This window comes from Mycobacterium sp. P7213, from assembly GCF_900604305.1.
Classification (GTDB): domain Bacteria; phylum Actinomycetota; class Actinomycetes; order Mycobacteriales; family Mycobacteriaceae; genus Mycobacterium.
Map to the genome: position 1 here is coordinate 45,703 of NZ_UWOA01000005.1, position 26,522 is coordinate 72,224.

The 26,522-nt window shown below is 67.9% G+C and carries 24 protein-coding genes; 13 read left to right on the forward strand and 11 right to left on the reverse strand.

The features are described from left to right. Positions 1-30: 30 nt before the first annotated feature. Positions 31-1,959, forward strand: coding sequence for a fumarate reductase/succinate dehydrogenase flavoprotein subunit (locus EJK91_RS03205; protein WP_024441398.1), 1,929 nt, complete (start codon positions 31-33; stop codon positions 1,957-1,959). Next, positions 1,959-2,714: a succinate dehydrogenase/fumarate reductase iron-sulfur subunit gene (locus tag EJK91_RS03210; protein ID WP_024441397.1), complete on the forward strand. Its 756-nt coding sequence runs from the start codon at positions 1,959-1,961 to the stop codon at positions 2,712-2,714. Before EJK91_RS03205 ends, EJK91_RS03210 begins: the two co-directional genes overlap by 1 nt. 42 nt (positions 2,715-2,756) lie before the next feature. On the opposite strand, the gene EJK91_RS03215 is transcribed toward EJK91_RS03210, so the two are convergent. Both EJK91_RS03215 and EJK91_RS03220 read right to left on the reverse strand, forming a co-directional pair. Continuing rightward, positions 2,757-3,626, reverse strand: coding sequence for an inositol monophosphatase family protein (locus tag EJK91_RS03215; protein WP_125078244.1), 870 nt, complete (start codon positions 3,624-3,626; stop codon positions 2,757-2,759). 64 nt (positions 3,627-3,690) lie between these two features. Then, entirely contained in the window at positions 3,691-4,167 is a 477-nt protein-coding gene (locus EJK91_RS03220; RefSeq protein WP_444850792.1) for a flavin reductase family protein, read from the reverse strand. A 277-nt stretch (positions 4,168-4,444) separates the two neighbouring features. Between EJK91_RS03220 and EJK91_RS03225 the strand changes: the two genes are divergently transcribed. From EJK91_RS03225 to EJK91_RS03235, 3 genes are all read left to right on the forward strand, one after another. Next, the gene (locus EJK91_RS03225; RefSeq protein ID WP_024441394.1) at positions 4,445-6,280 is read left to right on the forward strand and encodes an acyl-CoA dehydrogenase; all 1,836 of its coding nucleotides are present in this window, start codon (positions 4,445-4,447) and stop codon (positions 6,278-6,280) included. A 204-nt stretch (positions 6,281-6,484) separates the two neighbouring features. Then, positions 6,485-7,453, forward strand: coding sequence for a GlxA family transcriptional regulator (locus EJK91_RS03230; protein WP_125078245.1), 969 nt, complete (start codon positions 6,485-6,487; stop codon positions 7,451-7,453). A gap of 12 nt (positions 7,454-7,465) precedes the next feature. Further along, complete coding sequence (locus EJK91_RS03235) at positions 7,466-8,197, forward strand: DJ-1/PfpI family protein (RefSeq protein ID WP_046300943.1); 732 nt, start codon at positions 7,466-7,468, stop codon at positions 8,195-8,197. Positions 8,198-8,327: 130 nt separating this feature from the next. On the opposite strand, the gene EJK91_RS03240 is transcribed toward EJK91_RS03235, so the two are convergent. Next, entirely contained in the window at positions 8,328-9,707 is a 1,380-nt protein-coding gene (locus EJK91_RS03240) for an acetyl-CoA C-acetyltransferase (RefSeq protein WP_046300942.1), read from the reverse strand. A 108-nt stretch (positions 9,708-9,815) separates the two neighbouring features. Between EJK91_RS03240 and EJK91_RS03245 the strand changes: the two genes are divergently transcribed. Continuing rightward, positions 9,816-11,189 (forward strand): 3-oxoacyl-ACP reductase, encoded by a 1,374-nt coding sequence (locus tag EJK91_RS03245; RefSeq protein ID WP_046300941.1) that lies wholly within the window; start codon positions 9,816-9,818, stop codon positions 11,187-11,189. A gap of 5 nt (positions 11,190-11,194) precedes the next feature. Then, a complete protein-coding gene (locus tag EJK91_RS03250; RefSeq protein ID WP_024441389.1) occupies positions 11,195-12,037 on the forward strand; it encodes a MaoC/PaaZ C-terminal domain-containing protein in 843 nt (280 codons plus the stop codon). Positions 12,038-12,056: 19 nt separating this feature from the next. On the opposite strand, the gene EJK91_RS03255 is transcribed toward EJK91_RS03250, so the two are convergent. Then, a complete protein-coding gene (locus tag EJK91_RS03255; protein WP_125078246.1) occupies positions 12,057-12,278 on the reverse strand; it encodes a hypothetical protein in 222 nt (73 codons plus the stop codon). Between the two features lie 79 nt (positions 12,279-12,357). Between EJK91_RS03255 and EJK91_RS03260 the strand changes: the two genes are divergently transcribed. Continuing rightward, positions 12,358-12,720: a hypothetical protein gene (locus tag EJK91_RS03260; protein WP_206430382.1), complete on the forward strand. Its 363-nt coding sequence runs from the start codon at positions 12,358-12,360 to the stop codon at positions 12,718-12,720. Between the two features lie 12 nt (positions 12,721-12,732). Here EJK91_RS03260 and EJK91_RS03265 read toward each other — a convergent pair whose 3' ends face one another. Together EJK91_RS03265 and EJK91_RS03270 are read right to left on the reverse strand one after the other, a co-directional pair. Next, positions 12,733-13,359, reverse strand: coding sequence for a TetR/AcrR family transcriptional regulator (locus EJK91_RS03265; RefSeq protein WP_024441386.1), 627 nt, complete (start codon positions 13,357-13,359; stop codon positions 12,733-12,735). 78 nt (positions 13,360-13,437) lie between these two features. Further along, on the reverse strand, positions 13,438-14,628 hold the full coding sequence (locus EJK91_RS03270; protein WP_125078247.1) for a glycoside hydrolase family 3 N-terminal domain-containing protein: 1,191 nt from the start codon (positions 14,626-14,628) through the stop codon (positions 13,438-13,440). A 248-nt stretch (positions 14,629-14,876) separates the two neighbouring features. Between EJK91_RS03270 and EJK91_RS03275 the strand changes: the two genes are divergently transcribed. Together EJK91_RS03275 and EJK91_RS03280 are read left to right on the forward strand one after the other, a co-directional pair. Then, positions 14,877-15,050: a DUF2613 domain-containing protein gene (locus EJK91_RS03275; protein WP_081654483.1), complete on the forward strand. Its 174-nt coding sequence runs from the start codon at positions 14,877-14,879 to the stop codon at positions 15,048-15,050. Between the two features lie 16 nt (positions 15,051-15,066). Next, positions 15,067-19,362 (forward strand): alpha-(1->3)-arabinofuranosyltransferase, encoded by a 4,296-nt coding sequence (locus EJK91_RS03280; protein WP_125078248.1) that lies wholly within the window; start codon positions 15,067-15,069, stop codon positions 19,360-19,362. Positions 19,363-19,439: 77 nt separating this feature from the next. On the opposite strand, the gene EJK91_RS03285 is transcribed toward EJK91_RS03280, so the two are convergent. Continuing rightward, positions 19,440-20,366 carry a hypothetical protein gene (locus EJK91_RS03285; RefSeq protein ID WP_046301653.1) on the reverse strand — a complete coding sequence of 309 codons (927 nt, stop codon included), beginning with the start codon at positions 20,364-20,366 and terminating at the stop codon, positions 19,440-19,442. A 74-nt stretch (positions 20,367-20,440) separates the two neighbouring features. Between EJK91_RS03285 and EJK91_RS03290 the strand changes: the two genes are divergently transcribed. Next, on the forward strand, positions 20,441-21,862 hold the full coding sequence (locus EJK91_RS03290) for an NADP-dependent succinic semialdehyde dehydrogenase (protein ID WP_125078249.1): 1,422 nt from the start codon (positions 20,441-20,443) through the stop codon (positions 21,860-21,862). Positions 21,863-21,871: 9 nt separating this feature from the next. Here EJK91_RS03290 and wrbA read toward each other — a convergent pair whose 3' ends face one another. Genes wrbA through EJK91_RS03305 form a run of 3 tightly spaced genes read right to left on the reverse strand, consistent with a single transcriptional unit; the run spans position 21,872 to position 24,214 of the window. Further along, positions 21,872-22,474: an NAD(P)H:quinone oxidoreductase gene (gene wrbA / locus EJK91_RS03295; protein WP_125078250.1), complete on the reverse strand. Its 603-nt coding sequence runs from the start codon at positions 22,472-22,474 to the stop codon at positions 21,872-21,874. 34 nt (positions 22,475-22,508) lie between these two features. Continuing rightward, entirely contained in the window at positions 22,509-23,120 is a 612-nt protein-coding gene (locus EJK91_RS03300; RefSeq protein WP_024441380.1) for an FMN reductase, read from the reverse strand. Then, positions 23,117-24,214: an LLM class flavin-dependent oxidoreductase gene (locus tag EJK91_RS03305; RefSeq protein WP_125078259.1), complete on the reverse strand. Its 1,098-nt coding sequence runs from the start codon at positions 24,212-24,214 to the stop codon at positions 23,117-23,119. Before EJK91_RS03305 ends, EJK91_RS03300 begins: the two co-directional genes overlap by 4 nt. A 158-nt stretch (positions 24,215-24,372) precedes the next feature. Here EJK91_RS03305 and EJK91_RS03310 point away from each other — a divergent pair, with 158 nt between their 5' ends. Together EJK91_RS03310 and EJK91_RS03315 are read left to right on the forward strand one after the other, a co-directional pair. Further along, positions 24,373-24,831 (forward strand): MarR family winged helix-turn-helix transcriptional regulator, encoded by a 459-nt coding sequence (locus EJK91_RS03310; RefSeq protein ID WP_125078251.1) that lies wholly within the window; start codon positions 24,373-24,375, stop codon positions 24,829-24,831. A 53-nt stretch (positions 24,832-24,884) separates the two neighbouring features. Beyond that, positions 24,885-25,862, forward strand: coding sequence for a phosphotriesterase (locus EJK91_RS03315; RefSeq protein ID WP_024441377.1), 978 nt, complete (start codon positions 24,885-24,887; stop codon positions 25,860-25,862). Between the two features lie 16 nt (positions 25,863-25,878). Here EJK91_RS03315 and EJK91_RS03320 read toward each other — a convergent pair whose 3' ends face one another. Continuing rightward, positions 25,879-26,454 carry a TetR/AcrR family transcriptional regulator gene (locus tag EJK91_RS03320; protein WP_024441376.1) on the reverse strand — a complete coding sequence of 192 codons (576 nt, stop codon included), beginning with the start codon at positions 26,452-26,454 and terminating at the stop codon, positions 25,879-25,881. Positions 26,455-26,522: the final 68 nt, after the last annotated feature.

Consider the following 26,522-nt stretch of genomic DNA (forward strand, 5'->3'; position numbering starts at 1 on the left):
CGCGATCACACGAAGGGTTAGCGAGAATTCATGGTTGAAGTCGAACGGCACTCCTACGACGTGGTCGTGATCGGTGCCGGGGGCGCTGGCCTGCGCGCGGTGATCGAAGCACGCGAACAGGGCCTCAGCGTTGCGGTGGTGTGCAAGTCGCTGTTCGGCAAGGCGCACACCGTGATGGCCGAGGGTGGTTGCGCGGCGTCGATGGGCAACGTCAACTCCAAGGACAACTGGCAGGTGCACTTCCGCGACACCATGCGCGGCGGGAAGTTCCTCAACAACTGGCGGATGGCCGAGTTGCACGCCCGGGAAGCACCCGAGCGGGTCTGGGAGCTGGAGACCTACGGCGCACTGTTCGACCGCACCCCCGACGGAAAGATCAACCAGCGCAACTTCGGCGGCCACACCTATCCGCGGCTGGCCCACGTCGGTGACCGCACCGGCCTGGAATTGATCCGCACCATGCAGCAGAAAGTGGTCTCGCTGCAGCAGGACGATTATGCCGAGTTCGGTGACTACGAGGCCCGGATCAAAATCTTCCACGAGTGCACCATCACTGAACTGCTCAAAGACGAAGCCAGCGGCGCTATTTCGGGCGCCTTCGGCTACTGGCGTGAGAGCGGCAACTTCGTGCTGTTCGAAGCGCCGGCCGTGGTGCTGGCCACCGGCGGCATCGGCAAGTCGTTCAAGGTGACGTCCAACTCGTGGGAGTACACCGGCGACGGCCACGCGCTGGCGCTGCGAGCCGGCGCGACGCTGATCAACATGGAGTTCGTCCAATTCCATCCGACCGGGATGGTGTGGCCGCCCAGCGTGAAGGGGATCCTGGTCACCGAGGGCGTCCGCGGCGACGGCGGGGTGCTCAAGAACTCCGACGGAACCCGGTTCATGTTCGACTACATCCCGCCGGTGTTCAAGGGCCAGTACGCCGAGACCGAGCAAGAGGCCGATCAGTGGCTCAAGGACAACGACTCGGCCCGCCGCACCCCGGACCTGCTGCCCCGTGACGAGGTGGCCCGCGCCATCAACTCCGAGGTCAAAGCCGGCCGCGGTTCGCCGCATGGCGGGGTGTTCCTCGACATCGCCTCTCGGCTGACGCCCGAGGAGATCAAGCGGCGACTGCCTTCGATGTACCACCAGTTCATGCAGCTCGCCGAGGTGGACATCACCAAGGAAGCAATGGAAGTCGGCCCCACCTGCCACTACGTGATGGGTGGTATCGAGGTCGACCCGGACACCGGCGCGGCGGCGGTGCCCGGACTGTTTGCCGCAGGCGAATGCTCCGGTGGGATGCACGGTTCCAACCGGCTGGGCGGCAACTCCCTGTCGGATCTGCTGGTGTTCGGCCGTCGCGCCGGGTTGGGCGCGGCACAGTACGTGCAGGGGCTGAACACCCGCCCGTCGGTGACACCGGCAGCGCTGGAAGCCGCAGCAGAGCTGGCGCTGGCGCCGTTCCACGGTCCGGCCGGCGGCGCCACACCGGAGAACCCGTACACCTTGCACTCCGAGTTGCAGCAGTCGATGAACGACCTGGTCGGCATCATCCGCAATGCCGGCGAGCTGGAGCAGGCCCTGGTCCGACTCGAGGAATTCAAGGCCCGCTTCGCGGCGGTCACCGTCGACGGCGGACGGCACTACAACCCGGGCTGGCATCTGGCCGTCGACCTGCGCAACATGCTGCTGGTCAGCGAATGCGTGGCCAAAGCCGCGCTGCAACGCACCGAGAGCCGCGGTGGGCACACCCGCGACGACCACCCGGGGATGGACGCCAACTGGCGCAAGACCCTGCTGGTCTGCCGGGTCGCGGAGAAGCAGAGCCCCCAGGCGATTTTTGACATCACGGTCACGCCGGAATCTCAGACCGGGATGCGTGAGGACTTGCTGGAGCTGTTCGAGATCTCCGAACTGGAGAAGTACTACACCGACCAAGAGCTGGCGCAACATCCGGGACGGAGAGCGTAATGACACACAACGCCCACCTGCGAGTCTGGCGCGGTGACGTTGACGGCGGTGGACTTGAAGATTTCGAGGTCGAGGTCAACGAGGGCGAGGTGGTGCTCGACGTCATCCACCGCCTGCAGGCCACCCAGACCCCGGATCTGGCGGTGCGCTGGAACTGCAAGGCCGGCAAGTGCGGATCGTGTTCGGCGGAGATCAACGGTTTCCCGCGACTGCTGTGTATGACGCGGATGTCGATGTTCGACCCGGCTGAAACGATCACCGTGACCCCGGTGCGGACATTCCCGGTGGTTCGTGACCTGGTCACCGATGTCTCGTTCAACTACGAGAAGGCCCGAGAGATGCCGGCCTTCAAGCCGCCGGCGGATCTCAAGCCCGGCGAGTACCGGATGCAGCAGGTGGATGTGGAGCGCTCCCAGGAGTTCCGCAAGTGCATCGAATGCTTCCTGTGCCAGAACGTCTGCCACGTCATCCGGGACCATGAGGAGAACAAGCCGCGGTTCTCCGGGCCGCGGATGTTCATCCGGCTTGCGGAGTTGGACATGCACCCGCTCGACGCCGCCGACCGGCGTGACTTCGCCCAGGACGACGCGGGTCTGGGACTGTGCAACATCACCAAGTGCTGCACCGAGGTCTGCCCGGAACACATCACGATCACCGACAACGCCATCATCCCGATGAAGGAGCGGGTGGTCGGGAACCGTTATGACCCCGTCGTCTGGCTCGGTCGAAAGATTTTCCGCCGCAAGGCGGACTGACCCTCGACCCCGTGACTGGCCGCAGGCCGCGGCGATCGGAGGCTACGCCGGAATAGCGGCCCAGCCACCTTCGCGTTGCAGCAAGGCGATCAGGGCATCGGCGACACCGGGTGCGGCGGCGACACACACGTCGCCGCCGTCGACCTCTGGACCGGGCAGCACCACCCGCGCCCCGGCCTCGACCGCGATCAGTGCTCCGGCGGCGTAGTCCCACGGCTTGATCCCATGCTCGTAGTAGGCGTCGAGCCGCCCGGCAGCGACCATGCACAGGTCCAGCGCGGCCGATCCGATCCGGCGCACATCGCGCACTTCCGGCAGCAACCGGGCAAGCAACGCGGCCTGGGCGGCCCGGCGCCGTGGCGAATAGCCGAACCCGGTGCCCAGCAGTGCCAGTGCCAGCTCGCTCACATCGGCGCAGCGCAGCGCGAAAGTTCCCTGCTGATCGGTCACTCGGGCGCCCAATCCGGCACCGGCAGAATAGATCCGGTCACCCACTACGTCGGCGACCGCGCCGGCCACCGAGACCCCGCCGATCTGCGCTGCCACCGAAACCGCGTATGCCGGGACGTCGTACATGAAGTTCACCGTGCCGTCGATCGGGTCGACCACCCAGGTGACGACACCCGGTTCGCGGCCAGAGACGTCCCCGGAACCTCCGCCTTCCTCGCCCAGCACCGCATCACCGGGCCGCAGCCCGGTCAGCCGATCCCGGATGAAGCTCTCGGTCTCGGTGTCGACCACGGTCACCGGATCGGTCGGAGTGCTCTTCGTCTGGACCAGGCCTGAGGACGGCTCGGCCACTTCGGCGCCGAACACCTCGGCACGCCGACGCCGGACGAATGCGGCGGCCTCGGCCACCAGCGTCTCGGCGGTGGTCCTCAACTGCACGGGGTCGCTACGCAGGGGCGCCATCTGCCCATAGCAACACATCGGCGGGGGCTATCGCACCCCCSGCACCCGCACAGCGACTCGGGCCTTAGCCCCCGAGGCGGCGAAAACCGCTGCGGTGGAAAACGATCGGGGCGATCTCTGGATCGACGGTCAAATCACAGACCCGCAGCACCACGATGGTGTGGTCCCCGGCGGGCACCAACTGCTCGATCGAGCTGCCCAGCCATACTCCGGTGCCCTTGATGAACACCGCGCCGTCGTTGGTCACCGTCTCCAGCCCGGCGAAGCGATCACCGGTCTTGGCAGCCAGGGTGCGCGCCGCGACATCGTGCGCCTCGCCGAGCACGCTGATGCCCAGCCGGGGCGAGTCCTTGAGCTTGGGCCAGGTGCTCGAGGTGTTCTGCACGCAGAAGGACACCAACGGCGGCTCCAACGAGACCGGCACGAAGGTGCTGGCGGCCAGGCCGACCCGAACGCCGTCGATCTCGGCTGCCACCGCCACCACTCCGGACGGGAAATGCCCGAAGGCCTCCCGCAACGACGACGGGGTCAACGGGGTCAACTTGCTCTCGGAACTCACGTGGGGATTCACCGGGGATTCATTCGCCTCGTCTGGTCTGGTCGCCCAGAACCCTACTCGCCGCCCTGTCACCTCGGCAGATCGGCCGCTGGCGACCGCATTCTGGGCCAGGGACCAACCGGTTGGTCACCCGCATGAAGGACATAGCTCACATCAGCTTGCACTATGGCTACTGGCGAGTATATTTCAGGTTACGTTACTGGTGGGTAACTTAAGCCTGAGTACCCAACCACAGGTGGCATTCCATGAGGAGGAAGTAGTGAGCCACTACAAGAGCAATGTCCGTGACCAGGTGTTCAACCTGTTCGAGGTGCTGGGCTTGGACCAGGTCTTCGGCGAAGGCGACTACGCCGACCTGGACGTCGACACCGCTCAAGAGATGCTCGGCGAGATGGTCCGCCTGGCCGAGGGCCCGATCGCGGAGTCCTTCGTCGACGGCGACCGCAACCCCCCGGTGTTCGACCCGGCCACCCACTCGGTGACGCTGCCCGAGTCCTTCAAGAAGTCGGTGCGCGCCCACCTGGAAGCCGGCTGGGACCGGGTCGGGGTGATCGAGGAGCTCGGCGGCATTCCGATGCCCAAAGTCCTGATGTGGGCCCTGCAGGAGCACATCTTGGGTGCCAACCCCGCGGTGTGGATGTACGGCGGTGGCGCCGGCTTCGCCAACATCTTCTACAACATCGCCACCGAAGAGCAGAAGAAGTGGGCCGTCCTCGCCGCCGAGCGCGGTTGGGGTTCGACCATGGTGCTGACCGAGCCGGACGCCGGCTCGGACGTGGGCGCCGGCCGCACCAAGGCCGTCCAGCAAGAGGACGGCTCGTGGCACATCGACGGTGTGAAGCGATTCATCACCTCGGCTGACTCCGATGACCTGTTCGAGAACATCTTCCACCTGGTGCTGGCCCGCCCGGAGGGCGCAAAGCCCGGCACCAAGGGTCTGTCGCTGTTCTTCGTGCCGAAGTTCCTGTTCGACTTCGAAACCGGTGAGCTCGGCGAGCGCAACGGTGTCTTCGTCACCAACGTCGAGCACAAGATGGGCCTGAAGGTCTCGGCCACCTGTGAGCTGACCTTCGGTCAGCACGGCGTACCGGCCAAGGGCTGGCTCGTCGGCGAGGTGCACAACGGCATCGCGCAGATGTTCGACGTGATCGAGCAGGCCCGGATGATGGTCGGCACCAAGGCCATCGCGACGCTGTCCACCGGCTACCTCAACGCGCTCGAGTACGCCAAGGAGCGGGTGCAGGGCGCCGACCTCACCCAGATGACCGACAAGGCCGCGCCGCGGGTGACCATCACCCACCACCCGGACGTCCGCCGTTCGCTGATGACCCAGAAGGCCTACGCCGAGGGTCTGCGCGCGTTGTACATGTACACCGCCACCTTCCAGGACGAAGTGGTCGCCAAGGCGCTGCACGACGTCGACGCCGACCTGGCGGTCAAGATCAACGACTTGATGCTGCCGATCGTCAAGGGGGTGGGCTCCGAGCAGGCCTACGCCAAGCTCACCGAGAGCCTCCAGACCCTGGGTGGCTCGGGCTTCCTGCAGGACTACCCGATCGAGCAGTACATCCGTGACGCCAAGATCGACTCGCTCTACGAGGGCACCACGGCAATTCAGGCGCAGGACTTCTTCTTCCGCAAGATCATCCGCGACAAGGGCGCCGCGCTGGGCCACGTCGCGGGCGAGATCGAGACGTTCATCAAGAACGAGACCGGCAACGGGCGGCTGAAAGCGGAGCGGGAACTGCTGGCCACCGCGCTGGCCGACGTGCAGGGCATGGCGGCAACGCTGACCGGCTACCTGATGGCCGCGCAGGAGGACATCACCAGCATCTACAAAGTCGGCCTGGGTTCGGTGCGCTTCCTGATGAGCGTCGGCGACCTGATGATCGGCTGGCTGCTGGCCCGGCAGGCGGCTGTCGCGGTGGCGAAGCTCGACGCCGGTGCCGAAGGTGCCGACCGCTCCTTCTACGAAGGCAAGATCGCGGTGGCGTCGTTCTTCACCAAGAACTTCCTGCCGTTGCTGACCAGCACCCGCTCGGTGATCGAGAACATCGACAACGACATCATGGAGCTCGACGAAGCGGCGTTCTAAACGCCACGCACAGACCGCGCAGGCCCCCGGGGAGACCCCTTGGGGGCCTGTTGCATTTCCGGGATCACCCGGCGGGCAGACCCGAAAGCCCTCATGCTGGCTCGAAATGAGGGCCTCCACGTCTGCTCGGCGAACGCGGCTGTGTCCTGATATGTGGGATGTATGTCGTAGACGCCAGCTGCCCGGGCAGCTGACACTGATGGCATGGCCCGCAATGTCGTCATCCTCGGTTACCCCGGCATCCAGGCACTGGATGTTTTCGGGCCCGCGGAGGTCTTCGCCACCGCGACGCTGGTGCTGCTCGGTCAGGGCCGTGGCGAGGACGGCTACCAGGTCACCGTGGCCAGTGTTGGCGGCGCACCGATCGCCACCAGCAGCGGGCTGGCGCTCGCGCCGAGTCCGCTACCAGAACCGAACGAGCCCATCGACACCCTGGTCCTGCCCGGCGGCGTCGGCGTCCAGGCGGCGCAAGCCGACCCGGAAACCGTCGACTGGGTCCGGCGCGCGTCGACTCAAACCCGACGGGTGGTCAGCGTGTGTACCGGCGCGTTCCTGGCCGCGCAGGCGGGTCTGCTCGACGGATGCCGGGCCACCACACATTGGGCGTTCGCCGACGCGCTGGCCCGCGAGTTCCCCGCAGTCCGCGTCGACCCGGAGCCCATCTTCGTGCGCAGTTCGGCGGCGGTGTGGACCGCGGCGGGGGTCACCGCCGGCATCGATCTGGCCCTGGCGTTGGTGGAAGAGGACTACGGAACCGAGGTGGCACAGACCGCGGCCCGTTGGCTGGTGCTGTATCTGCGGCGACCCGGCGGCCAGTCCCAGTTTGCGGTCCCCGCATGGCTGCCGCGCTCCCGGCGCGCGCCGATCCGTGACGTCCAGGAGCTGATCGAGTCCGAACCCGGCGGCCCGCACCGGATAACCGAGCTGGCATCGCGGGCCTCGATGAGCCCCCGGCACTTCACCCGGGTCTTCACCGACGAAGTGGGCATGGCACCGGGCGCGTACGTGGAGCGGGTGCGCACCGAGGCCGCCCGCCGACAACTCGAGGAGACCGACGACACCGTCGTCGCGATCGCCGGGCGCTGTGGATTCGGCACCGCGGAAACCCTGCGGCGCACCTTCATTCGCCGACTCGGCATCTCGCCCGATCACTACCGCAAGACCTTCGCCTGAAAGGAAATACCCATGCAGATCGCAATTGTGCTCTACCCCGGATTCACCTCGCTGGACTTCATCGGCCCCTACGAGGTGTTGCGCTGGCTCCCGGATGCGCAGGTGCGCTTCGTGTGGCACGAGCCGGGGCCGATTACCGCGGACTCCGGGGTTCTGGTGGTCGGGGCAACCCACTCGTTCGACGAGACGCCCTCCCCCGACGTGATTCTGATCCCCGGCGGGATGACGACCATGGCACATGCCCGCGACGAGAAACTGCTGGACTGGGTCCGGTCCGCCCACCCGACGGCGACGTGGACGGCATCGGTGTGCTCGGGTTCGGTCGTGCTGGGCGCCGCCGGACTGCTCACCGGCAAGCGCGCCACCTCGCACTGGATGGCGCTGCCGGCGCTGAAGGCGTTCGGCGCTACCGCGGTCGGCGACGAGCGGATCGTGCACGAGGGAGACATCGTCACCTGTGCGGGGGTGTCGGCCGGGATCGATCTCGGGCTGTGGCTGGCCAGCCAGATCGGCGGCGAGGGCCGCGCCAAGGCCATCCAGTTGTCGATGGAATACGACCCGCAGCCGCCATTCGACTCCGGCCACACGTCGAAGGCATCGGTGCAGACCAAAGCGGCGGCCACCGCGCTGATGGCCAGGGACCTGGCGAAGCCGGCCCAGTTGAAGGCCAGCGCGCTGTTGCTGTGGGATCAGGCGATCGGCGCGGTTCGCAACCGGCGGCGGATCCAAACGGTCCGCCGCTGAATCCCCTCAGTTCAGCGGCGGACCGGGCAGGTTGCTTCGCGCTGCCACCGGGGGCCCGCGGCCACGCGAAGCGAACCGATGTCTCGACTACCCGGCAACGGCGCGAATCAAACGTCGATCGTCGCGCCTGTCAGCCCTCGAGGATGGCGGCCACGCCCTGGCCCCCGGCTGCGCAGATCGAGATCAGCGCACGCACCGGCTTGTTCTTCGCGGCGCCCTTCTTGGCGGCCTTGGCCTCGGCGATCTGCTTGGCCGCCTGCGCCACGATCCGCCCGCCGGTGGCCGCGAACGGGTGACCCGACGCCAGCGACGAGCCGTTGACATTGAGCTTGGACCGGTCGATGGCGCCCAGCGCCGAATCCAGTCCCAGCCGCTGCGTGCAGTACTCCTGCGACTCCCACGCCGCCAGGTGACACAGCACCGTGGCGGCGAACGCCTCGTGAATCTCGTAGAAGTCGAAGTCCTGCAGGGTCAGACCATTGCGCGCCAACAGTCGCGGCACCGCGTAGGTCGGCGCCATCAGCAGGCCGTCGGCGCCGTTGACGTAGTCCACCGCGGCCGTCTCGGCGTCGACGAAATACGCCAGCGGGGTCAGGTTGCGTGCGGCCGCCCACTCCTCGCTGGCCAGCAGTGCCACCGACGCACCGTCGGTAAGCGGGGTGGAGTTGCCCGCGGTCATGGTGGCGTCACCGGCCTTCGCGCCGAACACCGGCTTGAGCGTGGCCAGCTTCTCCGGGCTGGACTGGGGCCGCAGGTTGTCGTCGCGGTAGAGCCCCTGGAACGGCGTCACCAGGTCGTCGAAGAAGCCCCCGTCATAGGCGGCGGCCATGTTGCGGTGGCTGGCTGCGGCCAGCTCGTCCTGGTCGACCCGCTTGATGCCCATCTGCTTGGTGGTGATGGCCTGGTGCTCGCCCATGGAAAGGCCCGTCCGCGCCTCTTTGTTGGCCGGGATTTCCACGCCCAGCGCGGCGGGCAGTTTGCCTGCCAGCTTGAGGCGCTGCAGGTTCGACTTCGACCGGCGCAGCGCAAGCAGCGTGCGACGCAGTTCGTTGCCGATCGCCAAGGGCGCGTCCGAGGTGGTGTCCACGCCACCGGCGGCAGCCACCTCGTAACGGCCGGCGGCGATTCCGTCGGCGGCGCAGATCGCCGCCTGCAACCCGGTACCGCAGGCCTGCTGCAGGTCGAAGGCCTGCGTGTAGGGCGACAGCGCCGAGCCCAGCACCGATTCGCGGATCAGGTTGAAGTCACGGCTGTGCTTGAGCACCGCCCCGCCGATCACCGCGTCCAGCTTCTCGCCGGCGAGGCCGAACCGATCGATGAGACCGCCTAGCGCTGCGGTGAACATGTCCTGGTTGGACGCGTTCGCGTAGGCGCCGTCGGAGCGTGCGAACGGAATGCGATTGCCCCCGAGGACGGCGACGCGGCGGCGCGTGCCGGCGGTTGCCTCGGCAGGTTTAGCAGCAGATGCAGATGCCACGATCTCTCGTCTCTGATGGTGGGTCCCCCGCATTGCCGGGGACGGTCGTCCTGATACTACCCAGTATTCTTACTCTGGAGTAAGTTCGTTGTCGACACCGTGGCCCGCACCAGGCACGTCCCCACATGGAAGGCAGCACCCATGCCCCCTAAGGCCCCCAAGCTCTCCTCGGACCTGTTGTCCCAGATCCTGGGCTCCGCCCCCGGATCGTTCCTGGCCAAGCAGCTCGGCGTTCCGCAGGCCGAGACGCTGCGTCGTTACCGGGTCGGCGAGCCGGCGCTGGCCGGCCCGCTGCTGATCGGCGGGTCGGGCCGGGTGGTCGAGCCGCTGCGGGCCGCGCTGGCCGACGACTACGAGCTGGTCGGCGACAACCTGGGCGGCCGGTGGGCCGACTCCTTCGGCGGACTGGTCTTCGACGCCACCGGCATCACCTCACCCGCCGGGCTGACCGCACTGCATGAGTTCTTCACCCCGCTGCTGCGCAACGTGGGGCGCTGCGGCCGGTTGGTCGTCGTCGGCACCACCCCCGCGGCCGCCGGCAGCGCCGACGAGCAGATCGCCCAGCGCGCGCTGGAGGGCTTCACCCGCTCGCTGGGCAAGGAACTGCAGCGCGGTGCCACCGTGCAGCTGGTGTACCTGTCGCCCGACGCCAAGCCTGGGGCCACCGGCCTGGAATCGACGCTGCGATTCATCCTCTCGGCCCGCTCGGCCTACGTCGACGGCCAGGTGTTCTACGTGGGCGCCGACGACGCGACCGCTCCCGCCGACTGGGACCGGCCGCTGGAGGGCAAGGTCGCGATCATCACCGGGGCGGCGCGCGGCATCGGCGCCACCATTGCCGAGGTGTTCGCCCGCGACGGCGCCAAGGTGGTGGCGATCGACGTGCCGCAGGCCGCCGAGGCGCTGCAGAAGACGGCTTCCCGGGTGGGAGGGACCGCGCTGGCCCTGGACGTCACCGCCGACGACGCAGTGGACCAGATCACCGCGCACCTCGCCGAACACCATGGCGGCAAGGCCGATGTGTTGGTCAACAACGCCGGTATCACTCGCGACAAATTGCTGGCCAACATGGACGACGCCCGATGGAACGCAGTTTTGGCGGTCAACCTGCTTGCACCGCAGCGCCTTACCGAAGGGCTGGTCGCCAACGGCAGCATCGGTGACGGCGGCCGGGTGATCGGCCTGTCGTCGATGGCCGGGATCGCGGGTAACCGCGGCCAGACCAACTACGCGGCCACCAAGGCCGGCATGATCGGCCTGACCGAAGCGCTGGCTCCGACACTGGCCAAGAAGGGCATCACGATCAATGCCGTCGCCCCAGGGTTCATCGAAACCGAGATGACGGCGGCGATCCCGCTGGCCACCCGCGAGGTCGGACGCCGGCTCAACTCGCTGTTCCAGGGCGGTCAACCCGTCGACGTCGCCGAGTTGATCGGCTACTTCGCCAGTCCGGCGTCGAATGCGGTCACCGGCAACACCATCCGGGTCTGTGGCCAAGCCATGCTGGGAGCGTGAGACGGATGTCCCAACCCAGTGGCATGAGAAACATGGTGCGTGCGGTAGCCGGGGCGCTGCCCTTCATTCCGCGCACACCAACGCTGCCGAACCGGACGCTGCGGGTCGACGAGCTGGTGATCGACCCCAACCACGTCGCCGCCTACGCGGCCGTCACCGGGCTGCGATTCGCCGATCAGGTCCCGCTGACCTACCCGTTCGCGCTGACCTTCCCGACCGTGATGGAGCTGGCGACCGGGTTTGACTTCCCATTCGCCGCGATGGGTTCGGTTCACACCGAAAACCGGATCACGCGCCACCGCCCGATCACCGTCACCGACACCGTCGGAGTGACGGTGCGGGCAGAGAACCTGCGGGAACATCGCAAGGGCCTGCTGGTCGACATCGTCACCGACATCACCGTGGGCAACGACCCGGCCTGGCACCAGGTGACGACATTCCTGCACCAGCAGCGCACCAGCCTGTCCGACGAGCCGAAGCCGCCGCCGGCCAAGCAGCCCAAGCTGGGCCCTCCCAACGCGGTGCTGCGTGTGACGCCGGGCCAGATTAGGCGGTACGCATCCGCGGGCGGCGATCACAACCCGATCCACACCAGCTCGATCGGCGCCAAGCTGTTCGGATTCCCCACCGCGATTGCGCACGGGATGTTCTCCGCGGCAACCGTTCTGGCCAATATCGAAGGCGCGCTTCCGGACGCTGTCGACTATGCGGTGCGGTTCGGCAAGCCGATGCTCCTGCCGGCCAGCCCCGGCCTCTACATCGACAGGGTTGACGGCGGCTGGGATCTGGCGCTGCGCAACGTAGCCAAGGGCTACCCCTACCTGACGGGGGCGGTGCGGGGCCTATAGCCGATACCGCTGTTGCCCCTTAGGCGTTGTCGACGGCGAAGCCGGCCGCCTTCAGCAGGGTCGCCTTGCTGGCCTCCCAACGGGTGCTGACGACGTCGATACCCCAAACCGGGATCGACATCACCAGGCCGCGGACCACCACCATCACGGCGGCCATATAGGCGGGCGCGGAGAACCCCGGAGCAGCCTCGGGCAACGCCTCAGCGGAGGCCACTGCCAGTCGATAGATGTGCTGCTCCAACGACTTCACCGTCTTGGCGACCTGTGCATCCGTCCAACACGCAGCCCATAGGTGGGTTACCGAAAGTGCTTCCGGGGTAGTGAATTCGCGCCAAATCCCCAGCGCAGCCGATTTCCTGGGCGCCTCGGCGGGCGATGTCACGTCGTTCACGCTGCCCAGCCTCAGCGAACTCGCCAACGCGTTCAGCAGCATCGTTGCCTCGGCGTACGCGACGCTGCTTCCGACTGCCGACATCCTCAACGCCTTGCTCACCACCGCACCGGCCTATGCGTTCGAAGTGTTCGCCCAGGAACTCGCCCAAGGCGACGTCATCGACGCCATCGGCCTGCCGATTGCCGGCGTCGTCGGATTGGGCACGCTGGCAGCCGGTTTCGAATTCCTGGCACTCAACGGTGCGGTCCGCGACATCACCGCGACCATCCAGGATCTCGTCACGGCCTGAGGCCGCGCCCCACTACCCGGCCGCGGCGGCGTCGGCGCCGTCGCGGCCGCCCGGGGCTTCCTTGAGTCCACGCCAGAACAGGTCGATCATCAGCTCGCCGGCTTCGTCGACGCCGGTATCACCGGTGCTGACCCGGCTCGCGATCGCCTCGCCGGCACCCACCAGCGCGACCGCCATCAACTCGAAGTCCACGCCCGGCTCGGGCTTACGCGTGCCGGCCCGCAACAGCCGGCCGACCAGCTCGATGATTCGCTCGCGTCCCTCGCGCACGGTGTGGGCGAACGCCTGCGAACTGGTGGCCTGGGTGTACATCACGATCCAGGACGCCCGGTTGGCGTCGATGTACCGCAAGAAGGCCCGAATCGTGTTGCGCAGCATGTCTTTCGGGGGCTGTTGAAAGTCGATTTCGGTGCGCACCGACTCGACGAAGCGGCGCAGTTCGCGGTCCAGACACGCCCCGAACAACTCCTCTTTGGAGCCGTAGTACAGGTAGAGCATCGGCTTGGAGATCTGTGCGGCCGCGGCGATCGAATCCATCGAGGTCTCGTGGTAGCCGTTGACCGAGAACATCTGCACCGCGGCGTCGAGCATCTGCTGTTCGCGCACGGCCCGCGGTAACCGCTTGTTACCAGCTGCCATCGCCTCGAGGTCCTTCCGCGATCCCCCTCGGCCCGATCTTACCGAAGAGTAACTTGTGTGCTGTCCGCGCCGCCGGAATCACCCGTGGCAGTGCGTACCGGGCAACTTGGCCGCGGCGACGCGCGCCAGCGAGGCGTCGACGGCTTCCTGCTTCAGCTCGCCGGCGGACACCGCCTGCTCCAGCCGGTCCAACACCGCGGGCACCTCGTCGGTGGTGACCCACAGTGCGATGTCGACACCGGCCTGAAGGCTGCGCAGCACCGCCTCGGCGACTCCGTAGTGCTCGGTGATCGCCGCCATCGACGACAGGTCGTCACTGAACACCGGGCCGTCGAACGCCGGTCCGTGATAGTCGGTGCCGGTGCGCAGCAGCGTGACCGCCGCCGGGCTCAGGCTGGCTGGATCCTCGGTCAGCCCGGGAACCTCCAGGTGGCCCATCATCACCGCCACCGGCGCCTCGGTGACCAGGGTGCGGTAGGGCACCAGGTCGTTGTCCTGCAACTGCGCCAGAGACGGCGTGACCACCGCTCCGGCAGTGTGCGAGTCACCGGAACCGTGGCCGTGGCCGGGGAAGTGCTTGAGCACCGGCAGCAGCCCGGCGTCGCGCAGACCCTGCGCGTACGCGCCGGCGTACTCGGTGACCTTGGCCGGGTCCGAACCGAACGAACGGTCCCCGATCACGGTGTCTTCGTCGGTATCGGCGTCCACCACATCGACAACCGGCGCGAAATCGACAGTGATGCCCAGGTCAGCCATCTTGCGGCCCCGCTCGGCGGCCAGCTCACGCACCTGCGCGGCGCTACTGGTCTGCGCCAGTTCCTTGACCGACGGCGACTTCCCGATCAGCGACGACAGCCGAGACACCCGGCCGCCCTCCTCGTCCACGCTGACCGCCAGCGGCAGCGGGCCGGTGGGTGCTTGGCTGTCCTTGATCTCCTTCAGCGAGCCATCGGTGAGCATGGACAGGTCAGTCCAGCTGCCGATGAAGATGCCGCCGACGTGGTGATCGGTCACCACGGCGCGGGCGTCGGCCGCATCGCGGACCCCCACCATCACCAGCTGCGCCAACTTGTCGCGGACCGACAAAGCCGACACCTGCTCACACACCGGATCGCCCGGCGGCGCGGAGACTGTCGCGGTAGGCGACGCCGCGGCGTCAGACGACGGTGCGGGCGTCTCGTCACGGTGCGAGCACGACGTGACGAGCGCCGGCAGTACCGCGGCGGCCAGCAGCAGACCGGGCAGATGTCGAGTCAGCGATCCAGGCATCGCACCATGCTGTCACGGCCTGAACCGCCGGGCTCATGCGGCGGCCCCAGCATCGCCTCTCCTACGTCGAGCCTCCCTGAACCGCCCGGCCCATACGGCGGCCCCAGCATCGCCTCTCCTACGTCGAGCCTCCCTGAACCGCCGGGCTCGCGAAGCCCACGTGCTACGTTGGCGGTCGGGGCCCAAGCGGGGGCTGATGTTGATGGCGCCCCTGATCGACGTCACGAGAGTGCAGAAGGAGCCTGACCATGCCTCGGTTCGTGGTACCGGCCGCCATAAGCATGGTCGTGGGGGTCTTGCTGGGTGCGGCGGCCGTCTTCGGCGTCACGCTGATGGTGCAACAAGACACCAAGCCGCAGATCGCCGGTGGCGACCCGCAGTCCTCGGTGCTGAACAGGGTGGAGTACGGCAACCGCGGCTGACCTGCGGACGCCGGCAATGCCTGACTGTCCGCCGGCAAAGCCGCAGGCTGTAACACCGTTGTCCCGGCGCTGGTTGTGGTTGGTTGGCCTCGTCTCGCTGATTTCTAGCCTCTTGCAGGCACCCGGCCGGATCTCTCCGGACACCAAACTCGATCTGACCATCGCTCCGCTGCGCTTCCTGGCTCGTGCCGCCAACCTGTGGAGCAGCGAACTGCCGTTCGGCCAGGTGCAGAACCAGGCGTACGGCTACCTGTTCCCGCACGGCACGTTCTTCTTGGCCGGTGATCTGCTGGGGCTGCCCGGCTGGATCGTTCAGCGGCTGTGGTGGGCGGTGCTGCTCACGGTGGGCTTCTGGGGCCTGCTGCGGGTCGCCGAGACGTTGCGGATCGGAACCCCGACGGCACGGTTGATCGGCGCCGCCGCGTTCGCACTGTCGCCGCGAGTGCTCAGCACCCTGGGTTCTATCTCTTCCGAGACACTGCCGATGATGCTGGCGCCCTGGGTGCTGCTGCCGGTGATCCGAGCGTTGGGGGCGCCACGTGACCCGGGCCAGGACGCCCCGGAGCGGCCCACCCGGGTGCTGGCCGGCCAGGCTGGGGTCGCGGTCGCGTTGATGGGCGCCGTGAACGCGGTCGCGACGCTCGCGGGGTGCCTGCCGGCGATCATCTGGTGGCTGTGTCATCGCCCGAACCGGCGCTGGTGGCGCTTCACCGGCTGGTGGCTGCTGGCGCTCGGGTTGGCGGTGACGTGGTGGGTGGTGGCCCTGCTGCTGCTTGGCCGGGTCAGCCCACCGTTCCTGGACTTCATCGAATCGGCCGGGGTCACCACCCGGTGGACGTCGCTGACCGAAATGCTGCGCGGCACCCATAGTTGGACGCCGTTCGTCGCGCCGAATGCCACGGCCGGGGCGCCGCTGGTCACCCGCCCGGTGATGATCCTGGGCACCTGCCTGGTGGCGGCCGCCGGTCTGGCCGGACTGACCGGCATGCTGTCTCGGCGGTCGCCCGGCGCCGGACGGCTGGTCACCATGCTGCTGATCGGGGTGACGCTGTTGGCCATCGGCTATGCCGGGGGACTGGGCTCGCCGCTGGCCCACTCGGTGCAGGCCTTCCTGGACGGCGCCGGGGCGCCGCTGCGCAACCTGCACAAACTCGAGTCCGTGCTCCGTATCCCGCTGGTCCTGGGGCTTACCCATCTGCTGGGGCGTATCCCGCTGCCGGGCAGCGCGCCGGCAGTGGTGTGGCGGCGCGCGTTCGTTCACCCCGAACATCACAAGTCGGCCGCGGTCGGTCTGGTGGTCCTGACGGCGCTGATGGTCTCGACGTCACTGGCCTGGACCGGCCGGCTCACCCCGCCGGGGACATTCAGCGCGTTGCCTCAGTATTGGCGCGACGCCGCGGCGTGGATCGCCGAACACAACAGCGGGGGCCCCACCCCCGGCCGAGTGCTGGTGGCACCGGGAGCCCCGTTTGCCACTCAGACCTGGGGCACCAGCCACGACGAACCGCTGCAGGTCCTCGATGTCGGCCCGTGGGGGGTGCGCGACTCGATCCCGCTGACCCCACCGCAGACCATTCGGGCGCTCGACTCCGTGCAGCGCCTGTTCGCCGCCGGCCGCCCGTCTGCAGGCTTGGCCGACACCCTGCTCCGACAGGGCATCTCCTACCTGGTGGTGCGCAACGACCTGGACCCCGACACCTCCCGGTCGGCCCGACCGCTGCTGGTGCACCGCGCCGTCGACGGCTCACCGGGACTACAGCGCGTGGCCCAGTTCGGCGAGCCCGTCGGGTCCGGCACCGTCCCGGGATTCGTCGCCGACAGCGGCCTGCGGCCGGCCTATCCCGCGATCGAGATCTACCGGGTCGGCGACCCCGCGACCGATGCCAACCCGGGCGCGCCGTACCTGGCCGACCTCCACGCGATGCCGCGGGTCGACGGCGGCCCGGAGGTGCTGCTGCGACTCGACGAACACCGCCGGTTGCGCGGTGAGCCCGCCCTGGGCCCGGTGCTGCTGACCGCCGACGCCCGGCGCGCGGACTTGGGCACGCCGGTGGTCACCGTCACCGACACCCCGCTGGCGCGCGAGACCGACTACGGCCGGGTCGATGACCATTCGTCGACGATCCGGGCAGCCGGCGACGCCCGGCACACCCACAGTCGGGTACCGGACTATCCGACACCGGGCGCCAGCACGGTGTTCGGCGGCTGGCTCGGCGGCCGTCTCACGGCGTCCAGCTCGTCCTCGGACGCCACCACGCTGCCCGACGTCGCACCGTCGACCTCACCGGCAGCCGCCATCGACGGCGACTCGGGAACCGCCTGGGTGTCCAACGCCCTGCAGTCGGCGGTCGGCCAGTGGTTGCAGGTGGATTTCGACCACCCGCTGACCAACGGCACCATCACCTTGACGCCCAGTGCGACGGCCGTCGGCGCCCAGGTGCGGCGGATACAGATCTCCACGGTGAACGGCACCACCACCTTACGGTTCGACCGCGCCGGCGAGCCCCTGATCGCCGCACTGCCCTACGGCGAAACGCCCTGGGTGCGGATCACCGCGTCGGGCACCGACGACGGCTCCCCCGGCGTGCAATTCGGAATCACCGATCTGGCGATCACCCAGTACGACGCGTCGGGCTTCGCGCATCCGGTCGACCTGCGCCACACGGCGCTGGTTCCCGCTCCACCCGCGGGAGCTCAAGTGGCGCAGTGGGACTTGGGGGCGGGCTTGCCGGGCCGGACCGGWTGCGCGAAGGCCGACGGCGCGGTGCGCTGCGCGGCATCGATGATGCTGGAGCCCGAGGAGCCCGCCACCTTCAGCCGCACCCTGAACGTGCCGCGAGCCATGTCGGTGACCCCGACAGTGTGGGTGCGACCGCGCCAGGGCCCGAACCTGGTCGACCTGATCGCCGAGCCGGGCGCCTTGCGGGCCCGCGGTGACGCCGACGTGCTCGACGTGCAGGGGTCGGCGTATGCCGCGGCCGACGGTGACCCAGGCACCGCCTGGACGGCGACACAGCGAGTGGTCGCACACCGATCCCCGCCGACCCTGACCATCACGTTGCCGCGTCCGGTCAAGGTGACCGGAGTGCGGTTCACCCCCAGTCAGTCCCCGCTGCCGGCGCACCCCACACTGGTGGCCGTCGACCTGGGCTCCGGCCCCCAAGTGCGGGAGCTAGGGGGATCCGACGATCAGCAGGTGGGCTTGCTGCCGCGGGTCACCGACACCGTCACGATCAGCCTGCTGGGGTGGGAGGACGTGATCGATCGGACCGCGATCGGCTTCGATCAGCTCAAGCCGCCGGGGCTGGGCGAGGTCAGTGTGCTCGGCTCCGACGGACGTCCCGTGGCCCCCGCCGATCCCGTCCGAAACCGGTCGCGTGCGGTTCACGTCGACTGCGACCACGGGCCGATCATCGCGATCGCCGGCCGGTTCGTACACACCTCGATCACGACCACGGTCGGCGCGCTGCTCGATGACAAACCGGTGGCAGCGCAGGCATGCGACCTGCGTCCGATCGCGTTGCCGCCCGGCGCGCAGGAATTGATGATCAGCCCGGGACCGGCGTTCGTCGTCGACGGCGCGACGCTGTCCGCGCCGTCAGCGTCTACGAGGGCCGCCGCGACCAGGCCCGCGCAGATCGGCACGTGGAGCGCGGACCGGCGTGAAGTGACAGTGCCCGCCGCGGCGGCCGCTCGGGTGCTGGTTGTTCCGGAGAGCATCAACGGCGGGTGGGTGGCGCGCACGTCGGACGGCACACGCTTGGCTCCGGTGGCGGTCAACGGATGGCAGCAGGGCTTTGTGCTGCCCGCAGGCACCGACGGCGCGATCACGCTGACGTTCGGGCCCAATCGGATGTACCGGCTCGGGATGGCCGGCGGCCTGGCTCTGCTTCCGCTGCTTGCGTTGTTGGCCTGGTGGCCAGTGCGGCGGGTCCGCGACCCCGGCCCGCCGGCAGCGCCGTGGGGGCCGAGCCGGCGCGTGGCGGCAGCCGGTGCGCTGACGGTCGGCTTCCTGATCACCGGGACTGCCGGGGCGGCGGTGCTCGGCGCCGCGATGGTGTTGCTGCTCGCGTTGCAGCACCGGCAGCGCTCCTTTGAGGTGGCCCGGCTCGGGTTGAGCGCCGGCGGTCTGATCACGGCGGGCGCGGTGCTGTGCCGGCACCCCTGGCGGTCGGTGGACGGCTATGCCGGCCATTCCGCAGGGGTGCAGCTGGCGGCCCTGGTCTCGGTGGCGGTCCTGGCGGCGACGGCGGTGGTCGCGCGCGGTGGTCGCAAGCTCGACGGAGTCAAGGGCAGCGGGCCACCGCAATAAGCCCAGCCGACGGAGTCGAGGGCAGCGGGCGCCAGGGGCCGGTGGCGCCCCTGTGGCATCTGCGGCGAAGAGTGCCGCTACTGCGCGGCTTCGAGCTTGTCGATCTGCGTGTTGAACAGCTTCACCAGATCCTCGGCGTGCGTGGCGTCATCGGATCCGTCGCTCTCCACACGTAATCCGATGTCGTTGCTGGTCGCCACGACGAGCACCCCGCGGTAATAGCCGGAGATGGTGGAAGCGGTGATCGAGATCGGCAACCGGATGGCGGCCTTGCTGGCGCTGGTGATCACGGTCGCGACCGCCCACGGCGGCACTCCGTCCGCATCCAGCGGGTTCATCTGGATGTCGGTGGTCACCGAACGCCCACCCTGCTCAAAGGTCTGCGTGAATGTCTGGCACTTCTCCACGAACCGCTTGAGGTTCGGGCGGTCCGGCGTCAGGGCCAGTCGCACGCGCATCGTGTGCAGGCCGCCGGGCTGCAGCTTGGCCAGCGTCGCCGTCGCGGTCTGCGTGGCGGAGGCCGGACTGGAGTAGAAGTCGGCGCATTCGGGCGGGTCGACCGTCAGATTCGGCATGTCCGAGGGCGCGTCGCCGGCGCTGTTCACCCCGCTGATCCACTTGCCACCGGACGGGTCAGGAAACGAGGACCGCTCCACCAACATCTCCGACGTCAACTCCTTGATGTCGGGTTTGCGTGACGGATTGTCCGCTGCCGTGAGTCGGCCACCCAGGCTCAGAACCAGCCCGGCAACGACCGCGACCACCACTGCGGCCGCGGCCAGCGACAGCCACAACACCCTGCGCGACCTGGGCTGAGCACCCGGGACCGGCCACGGCGCACCATACGGCGGATAGCCCCCGGGAGCCATGCCGACAGCGTCGTCCTCCACCCACAGCGGCCAGCCCGGGGGCGGGGGCGGCCACGTCGGATCCGGCGCCCAGTTGGCATCCGGTGCCCAGCCAGGTGGCGCGGGCGGCCAGTTGGGCGGTGGGTTGAAACGCATCGGGCGACTCCCGTATCGATGTACTGACGCTGGCTCGTGGCGAGCCTACGCGGTTCGATGGTGGCAGGCTGGACATGCACTCTCACACCGCAGCGACTGAGAAGGAGGCCCGCGTGCCCGCAACACCGATAGCCACGACCAACCCGGCCACCGGCGAAACGGTCAAGACGTTCACCGCCGCCAGCGACACCGAAGTCGATGCCGCGATCACCCGCGCGGCGAATCGCTTTGTCGAATACCGTCGCACCGATTTCGCTCAGCGAGCCAGATGGATGCACGCCGCCGCTGATCTGCTGGAGTCCGAAGCCGACGAAGTCGCCGCCATGATGACCCTTGAGATGGGCAAGACGTTGACCTCGGCCAAAGCCGAAGCGCTCAAGTGCGTCAAGGGCTTCCGCTACTACGCCGACCACAGTGCGGAGTTGCTGGCCGACGAGGTCGCCGACGCGTCGAAGGTCAACGCATCCAAGGCGTTCGCCCGCTATCAACCGCTCGGGGTGGTGCTGGCGGTGATGCCGTGGAACTTCCCACTGTGGCAAGCGGTCCGATTCGCCGCCCCAGCCCTGATGGCCGGCAATGTGGGCCTGCTCAAGCACGCCTCGAACGTGCCGCAGACCGCGCTGTACCTCGCCGACCTGCTGGGCCGCGCCGGTTTCCCGGACGGTTGCTTCCAGACCCTGCTGATCTCCTCGGGTGCCGTCGAGCGGGTGCTGCGCGACCCGCGGGTGGCGGCGGCCACCCTGACCGGCAGCGAACCAGCCGGGCGTTCGGTCGCCGCTATAGCCGGCGACGAGGTCAAACACACCGTGCTGGAACTGGGCGGCAGCGACCCGTTCATTGTCATGCCCTCGGCCGACCTGGAGGCCGCGGTCCGCACCGCGGTCACCGCGCGGGTTCAGAACAACGGCCAATCATGCATCGCGGCAAAGCGATTCATCGTCCACACCGACATCTACGACGAGTTTGTCACCCAGTTCGTCAGCCAGATGTCGACACTGCGGGTCGGCGATCCGACCGACCCGGACACCGATGTCGGACCGCTGGCCACCGAATCGGGCCGTGACGAGGTCGCGCAGCAGGTCGATGCCGCCGCCGCTGCCGGAGCGGTGATCCGTTGCGGCGGTAAGCGACTCAACCGCCCGGGCTGGTTCTATCCCCCCACCGTGATCACCGACATCAGTCGCGACATGGCGATCTTCACCGAGGAGGTGTTCGGCCCGGTGGCATCGGTGTACCGCGCCGCCGACATCGACGAGGCCATTGAGATCGCCAACGCCAGCCCGTTCGGGCTGGGGTCCAATGCCTGGACCCGCGATGAGGCGGAGATCAGCCGGTTCGCCGACGAAATCGAGGCCGGCCAGGTCTTCATCAACGGCATGACGGTGTCCTACCCGGAGCTGCCGTTCGGTGGGATCAAGCGGTCCGGCTACGGCCGCGAACTCTCTGGACACGGCATCCGGGAGTTCTGCAACCTCAAGACGGTGTGGGTGGCCTGACGCCAGTCATCACCCCGCCGCGACCTTGGCGGCGACGCCCACCACCCGAGTGGCCAGGTGGTCGAGTGCGGCCAGCGTGGGCTCGTCCAGCTCGTTCTGGTTGTTCGGTCCGGTGATGTGCCCGACACCGTAGGGGTTGCCGTCGGCGAACTTGATCGGGTCGGTGTAGCCCGGCGGTACCAGGATGCCGCCGAAATGCATCAGGGACACGTACAGATTCAGCAGCGTGGCCTCCTGCCCACCGTGGGCGGTCTGACTCGAGGTGAAGCCGGCGTAGACCTTGTCGGCGAGTTGGCCCTTGGCCCACAGCCCGCCCAGCCCGTCCAGAAAGTTCCGGAATTGCGCAGCGGGGGAACCGAATCGGGTCGGGGACCCGAAGATGACGGCGTCCGCCCAGACGATGTCGTCACCGCTGGCCGCGGGCAGATCCTTGGTCGCCTCGTAGTTGGCGCTCCACGCCGGGTTGTGAGCGAAGGTCTCTGGGTCGCGTGTCTCCTCGATATGACGCACGCGGACCTCGGCGCCCGCCGCCTCGCCCGCCCGGGCCACCCGTTCGGCCATCTTGGTGCCGTGGCCGGTGGCCGAGTAGTAGATAACCGCCAACTTCGTCATTGCCATCACTCCTTTGATTGTTGGGTCGTGTCGGTCAGCGCGTGCCGGTCAGCAGGCCCTGAATTTCGGTCAGCTCGTCGTTGAACTGGTCTTGGTGCGGCCGTGCGCCGCTCGCCCGCAACAGCCGGGCGAAATCCTTGGCCGCCTTGGCGATCCGTTCGGACAGGCCTGAGCCGGATCCGTCCGCGCCGAAGTCTGCGGTGGCGGCGAACACCCCGGTAGGTGATACCAGCGCATGCAGATAGCAGAACATCGGACGCAGGGCGTGGTCCAGCATCAGCGAGTGGCGCTCGGTACCGCCGGTCGCCGCGATCAGTACCGGCTTCTCCGCCAGGGTCTGCTCGGGCAGCACGTCGAAGAAGGACTTGAACAGCCCGCTGAACGTCGCGTTGAACGTCGGCGTCACCGCGATCACCCCGTCACCGTCCGCGATCGCGTCGAACACCGCCTCCAGTTCCGGTGCGGCGAAACCGGTCAACATCGCGTCGGTGATCGCCCGAGCCAGATGACGCAGCTCGACTACCTGCGTGAGCACCGCAACATCGTCCCGGCCGAGCTCGGCGCGAACCGCCGCACCGAGCCGGTCGGCCAACAGCCGAGTGGACGACGGCTCACGCAGGCCGCCGCTGACCACGATCAACTTCATGACGCCTCCTGGATCTCGGATAGCCGCGCAGCCTCGACCAGAGACTCGTGCGTCGGCGCGCCGGGCACGTGCGCGGGCCGTCCGATGGCGAACTCCTTGCGCAGCACCGGGATTACCTGCTCACCCAGCAGGTCGAGCTGTTCGAGCACCGTTTTCAACGGCAGGCCCGCGTGATCGACCAGGAACAGCTGGCGTTGGTAGTCGCCGACGTATTCCCGAAAGCTCAGGGTCTTGTCGATCACCTGTTGCGGCGAGCCGACTGTCAGCGGGGTCTGCTCACTGAACTCCTCCAGACTCGGGCCGTGCCCGTAAACCGGGGCGTTGTCGAAGTACGGCCGGAACTCGTTGATCGCATCCTGGCTGTTGGGTCGCAGGAACACCTGACCGCCCAGGCCCACGATCGCCTGATCGGCACCGCCGTGACCGTAGTGCTCGAAGCGCTGCCGGTAGAGCTGCACCATCCGCTTGGTATGCGACGCCGGCCAGAAGATGTGGTTGGCGAAGAAGCCATCACCGAAGTGCGCGGCCAGCTCGGCGATTTCGGGGGTGCGAATAGAGCCGTGCCAGACGAACGGGGGAACTCCGTCGAGCGGCCGCGGCGCCAGGGTGAATCCGTGTAGCGGAGTGCGGTATTCACCGCTGAAGTCGACGACGTCCGCGCGCCACAGCCGGCGCAGCAACTGATAGTTCTCCACCGTCAGCGGCAGCGCGGTCCGGATGTCTTTGCCGAACCAGGGGTACACCGGTCCGGTGTTGCCACGCCCCAGCATCAGGTCAACCCGGCCGTCGGCGAGGTGCTGCAGCACGCTGTAGTCCTCGGCGATCTTCACCGGGTCGTTCGTGGTGATCAGGGCGGTGGCGGTGGTCAGCTGAATACGCTCAGTCTGTGCCGCGATGTAACCCAGCAGGGTTGTCGGCGACGACGGCACGAACGGCGGGTTGTGGTGCTCGCCGGTGGCGAAGACGTCCAGGCCGACTTCCTCGGCCTTCTTGGCGATCGCCACGGTCGCCCGGATCCGCTCGGCTTCGGTCGGCGCACGACCGGTGGTCGGGTCGACGGTCACGTCGCCGACGGTGAAAATGCCGAACTGCATACCGGTGCTCGCCATTGCGGCCCTCCTTGTGCGTTGCTCACTACTCTAGCTGATAGTTGTCAACGCAACTATTTTGTGGTCAATTCCCGCATCTCCTAGCCATCTAAACCCGATATTCACCTGGACAATTGTGAATTAGTCAACTATATTTAGGTCTTATGGAGACACGCTGGCTCACCGAGGAGGAGCAGCAGATGTGGCGGGGCTACCTCGACAGCACGCGCCTGCTGCTGCGCAACCTGGACCGACAATTGGTCAGCGACTCAGGACTGAGCCTGTCCGACTTCGAGATCCTGGCGCTGCTGTCCGAAGCGCCCGACCGCCGGCTGCGGATGAATGCGTTGGCCGACATCACCGTGACGACCCGCAGCGGGGTCACCCGAGCGGTCAAACGGCTGACCGACGCCGGTTGGGTCCACCAGGTCAAGTGTGAAGAAGACAAGCGCGGCCAGTACGCCGAGCTCACCGAGTCGGGCATGGACAAGTTGCGTGCGGCGGCGCCGGGCCATGTGCACGCGGTGCGGGCCGGTCTGTTCGACTCGCTCAGTCCGCGCGAGGTGGAACTGTTCACCCACTCCTACGCGCGGATCCGCGACAATCTGCTGGAGCACCACTAGGCATTCTCGGCGAAGGCAACCGCCCGCCGCGCCAATCTCCATACGATCGAGCCATGTCGCAATGCCACACCGCGCGCGGGCCCATCGACACCGCTGACCTCGGCGTCACCCTGATGCACGAGCACGTGTTCATCATGACCACCGAGATCGCCCAGAACTATCCGGACGCCTGGGGCGACGAGGACGCCCGGGTGGCCGACGCGATCGCCCGACTGGGCGCGTTGAAGGCCGCCGGAGTCGACACCATCGTCGACCTGACCGTGATCGGACTGGGCCGCTACATCCCACGGATCGCCCGCGTGGCCGCCGGCACCGACCTGAACATCGTGGTGGCCACCGGTATCTACACCTACAACGACGTGCCGTTCTTCTACCACTATCGCGGACCCGGAACCATGCTGGACGGACCCGAGATCATGGCCGACATGTTTGTCCGCGACATCGAGTCCGGCATCGCCGACACCGGGATCAAGGCGGGAATCCTCAAGTGCGCCACCGACGAACCGGGCGTGACTCCCGGCGTCGAGCGGGTGCTGCGCGCGGTGGCCAACGCCCACCGCCGCACCGGCGCGCCCATCTCCACGCACACCCACGCCGGCACTCGCCGCGGCCTGGAGCAGCAGCGCATCTTCGAAGAAGAAGGCGTCGACCTGTCCCGGGTGGTGATCGGGCACTCCGGGGACAGCACCGATCTGGGCTACCTGGAGGAGCTGATCGCGGCGGGATCGTATCTGGGCATGGACCGCTTCGGCATCGACCTGATCCTGCCGTTCGAGGAGCGCGTGAACACCGTGGCGGCCATGTGCGAGCGCGGCCATGCCGACAAGATGGTGCTCTCCCACGACGCCAACTGCTATTTCGACGCGCTGCCCGGCGATCTGAGCTCAGTGGCCGCACCGAACTGGCACTACCTGCACATCCACAATGACGTGATTCCGGCGCTACGGCAGCGCGGCGTCACCGAAGAGCAGCTGCGCACCATGCTGGTCGACAACCCGCGCAAGATCTTCGAGCACTCCGGCGGCTACTGAGGCCGCACCGTGACTTTCACCGTGCCGGTGTCGCAGCACGTAGCGCCAATGATCGGACCAGCGCGTGCAACCGCTCGTGGGTGGCGGCGTCGGGATCGCTGAGGCGCAACTGCAGGAGTTCACGGGCGACTGCGTGTAGCACGCGGGCGGTGTAGTCGGGATCCGGCAGGTCCGGGTAGACACGCAGCAACTCACCCGCCAGATAGCCGCGCACCACTTCTTGCGCCTGCGCAAGGCGTTCATGCAGTTCCGGCGGCGCGCCCTGCGGGGGGAACAGGAACAGCCGCCAGGTCGCGGGATGGGCGTCGGCGGCCTTGACCACGCTGTCGAATCTGCCGGCCAGGTCGCCGTCGCCCCCGGGTTCCGCCGCTTCGGCGATCACCTCTGCGAACTGGGCGCCCGCGCGGGCGGCTTCGCGATCGATCAGCGCGACGAACAGGCCGGCGGGGTCACCGAACTGCTGGTAGAGCAGCGAGCGGTTGATCCCGGCCTCGCGGGCTATTCGATTCGGCGTGGCGGCGTGGAAGCCTTCCGCATCCACGATCGCGTGGGTGACGTCGAGGATCTGGCTACGCCGAGCCTCGGCCGTCATCCGCCGCCGCGACTGCGCCAAAGTCATAGTTGACAGCATAAATAACGGCCTGTTACCTGTAACTAACA

Bases quoted from the DNA above. Each gene is read 5' to 3' on its own strand.
- EJK91_RS03265 (WP_024441386.1), bottom strand. From the start codon at position 13,359: ATGGCAGCTGGTAACAAGCGGTTACCGCGGGCCGTGCGCGAACAGCAG.
- EJK91_RS03230 (WP_125078245.1), top strand. From the start codon at position 6,485: ATGGCCCGCAATGTCGTCATCCTCGGTTACCCCGGCATCCAGGCACTG.
- EJK91_RS03315 (WP_024441377.1), top strand. From the start codon at position 24,885: ATGTCGCAATGCCACACCGCGCGCGGGCCCATCGACACCGCTGACCTC.
- EJK91_RS03275 (WP_081654483.1), top strand. From the start codon at position 14,877: ATGCCTCGGTTCGTGGTACCGGCCGCCATAAGCATGGTCGTGGGGGTC.
- EJK91_RS03240 (WP_046300942.1), bottom strand. From the start codon at position 9,707: ATGCGGGGGACCCACCATCAGAGACGAGAGATCGTGGCATCTGCATCT.
- EJK91_RS03215 (WP_125078244.1), bottom strand. From the start codon at position 3,626: ATGGCGCCCCTGCGTAGCGACCCCGTGCAGTTGAGGACCACCGCCGAG.
- wrbA (WP_125078250.1), bottom strand. From the start codon at position 22,474: ATGACGAAGTTGGCGGTTATCTACTACTCGGCCACCGGCCACGGCACC.
- EJK91_RS03290 (WP_125078249.1), top strand. From the start codon at position 20,441: ATGCACTCTCACACCGCAGCGACTGAGAAGGAGGCCCGCGTGCCCGCA.
- EJK91_RS03205 (WP_024441398.1), top strand. From the start codon at position 31: ATGGTTGAAGTCGAACGGCACTCCTACGACGTGGTCGTGATCGGTGCC.
- EJK91_RS03305 (WP_125078259.1), bottom strand. From the start codon at position 24,214: ATGCAGTTCGGCATTTTCACCGTCGGCGACGTGACCGTCGACCCGACC.
- EJK91_RS03245 (WP_046300941.1), top strand. From the start codon at position 9,816: ATGCCCCCTAAGGCCCCCAAGCTCTCCTCGGACCTGTTGTCCCAGATC.
- EJK91_RS03210 (WP_024441397.1), top strand. From the start codon at position 1,959: ATGACACACAACGCCCACCTGCGAGTCTGGCGCGGTGACGTTGACGGC.
- EJK91_RS03320 (WP_024441376.1), bottom strand. From the start codon at position 26,454: ATGACGGCCGAGGCTCGGCGTAGCCAGATCCTCGACGTCACCCACGCG.
- EJK91_RS03310 (WP_125078251.1), top strand. From the start codon at position 24,373: ATGGAGACACGCTGGCTCACCGAGGAGGAGCAGCAGATGTGGCGGGGC.
- EJK91_RS03270 (WP_125078247.1), bottom strand. From the start codon at position 14,628: ATGCCTGGATCGCTGACTCGACATCTGCCCGGTCTGCTGCTGGCCGCC.
- EJK91_RS03235 (WP_046300943.1), top strand. From the start codon at position 7,466: ATGCAGATCGCAATTGTGCTCTACCCCGGATTCACCTCGCTGGACTTC.
- EJK91_RS03300 (WP_024441380.1), bottom strand. From the start codon at position 23,120: ATGAAGTTGATCGTGGTCAGCGGCGGCCTGCGTGAGCCGTCGTCCACT.
- EJK91_RS03250 (WP_024441389.1), top strand. From the start codon at position 11,195: ATGTCCCAACCCAGTGGCATGAGAAACATGGTGCGTGCGGTAGCCGGG.
- EJK91_RS03285 (WP_046301653.1), bottom strand. From the start codon at position 20,366: ATGCGTTTCAACCCACCGCCCAACTGGCCGCCCGCGCCACCTGGCTGG.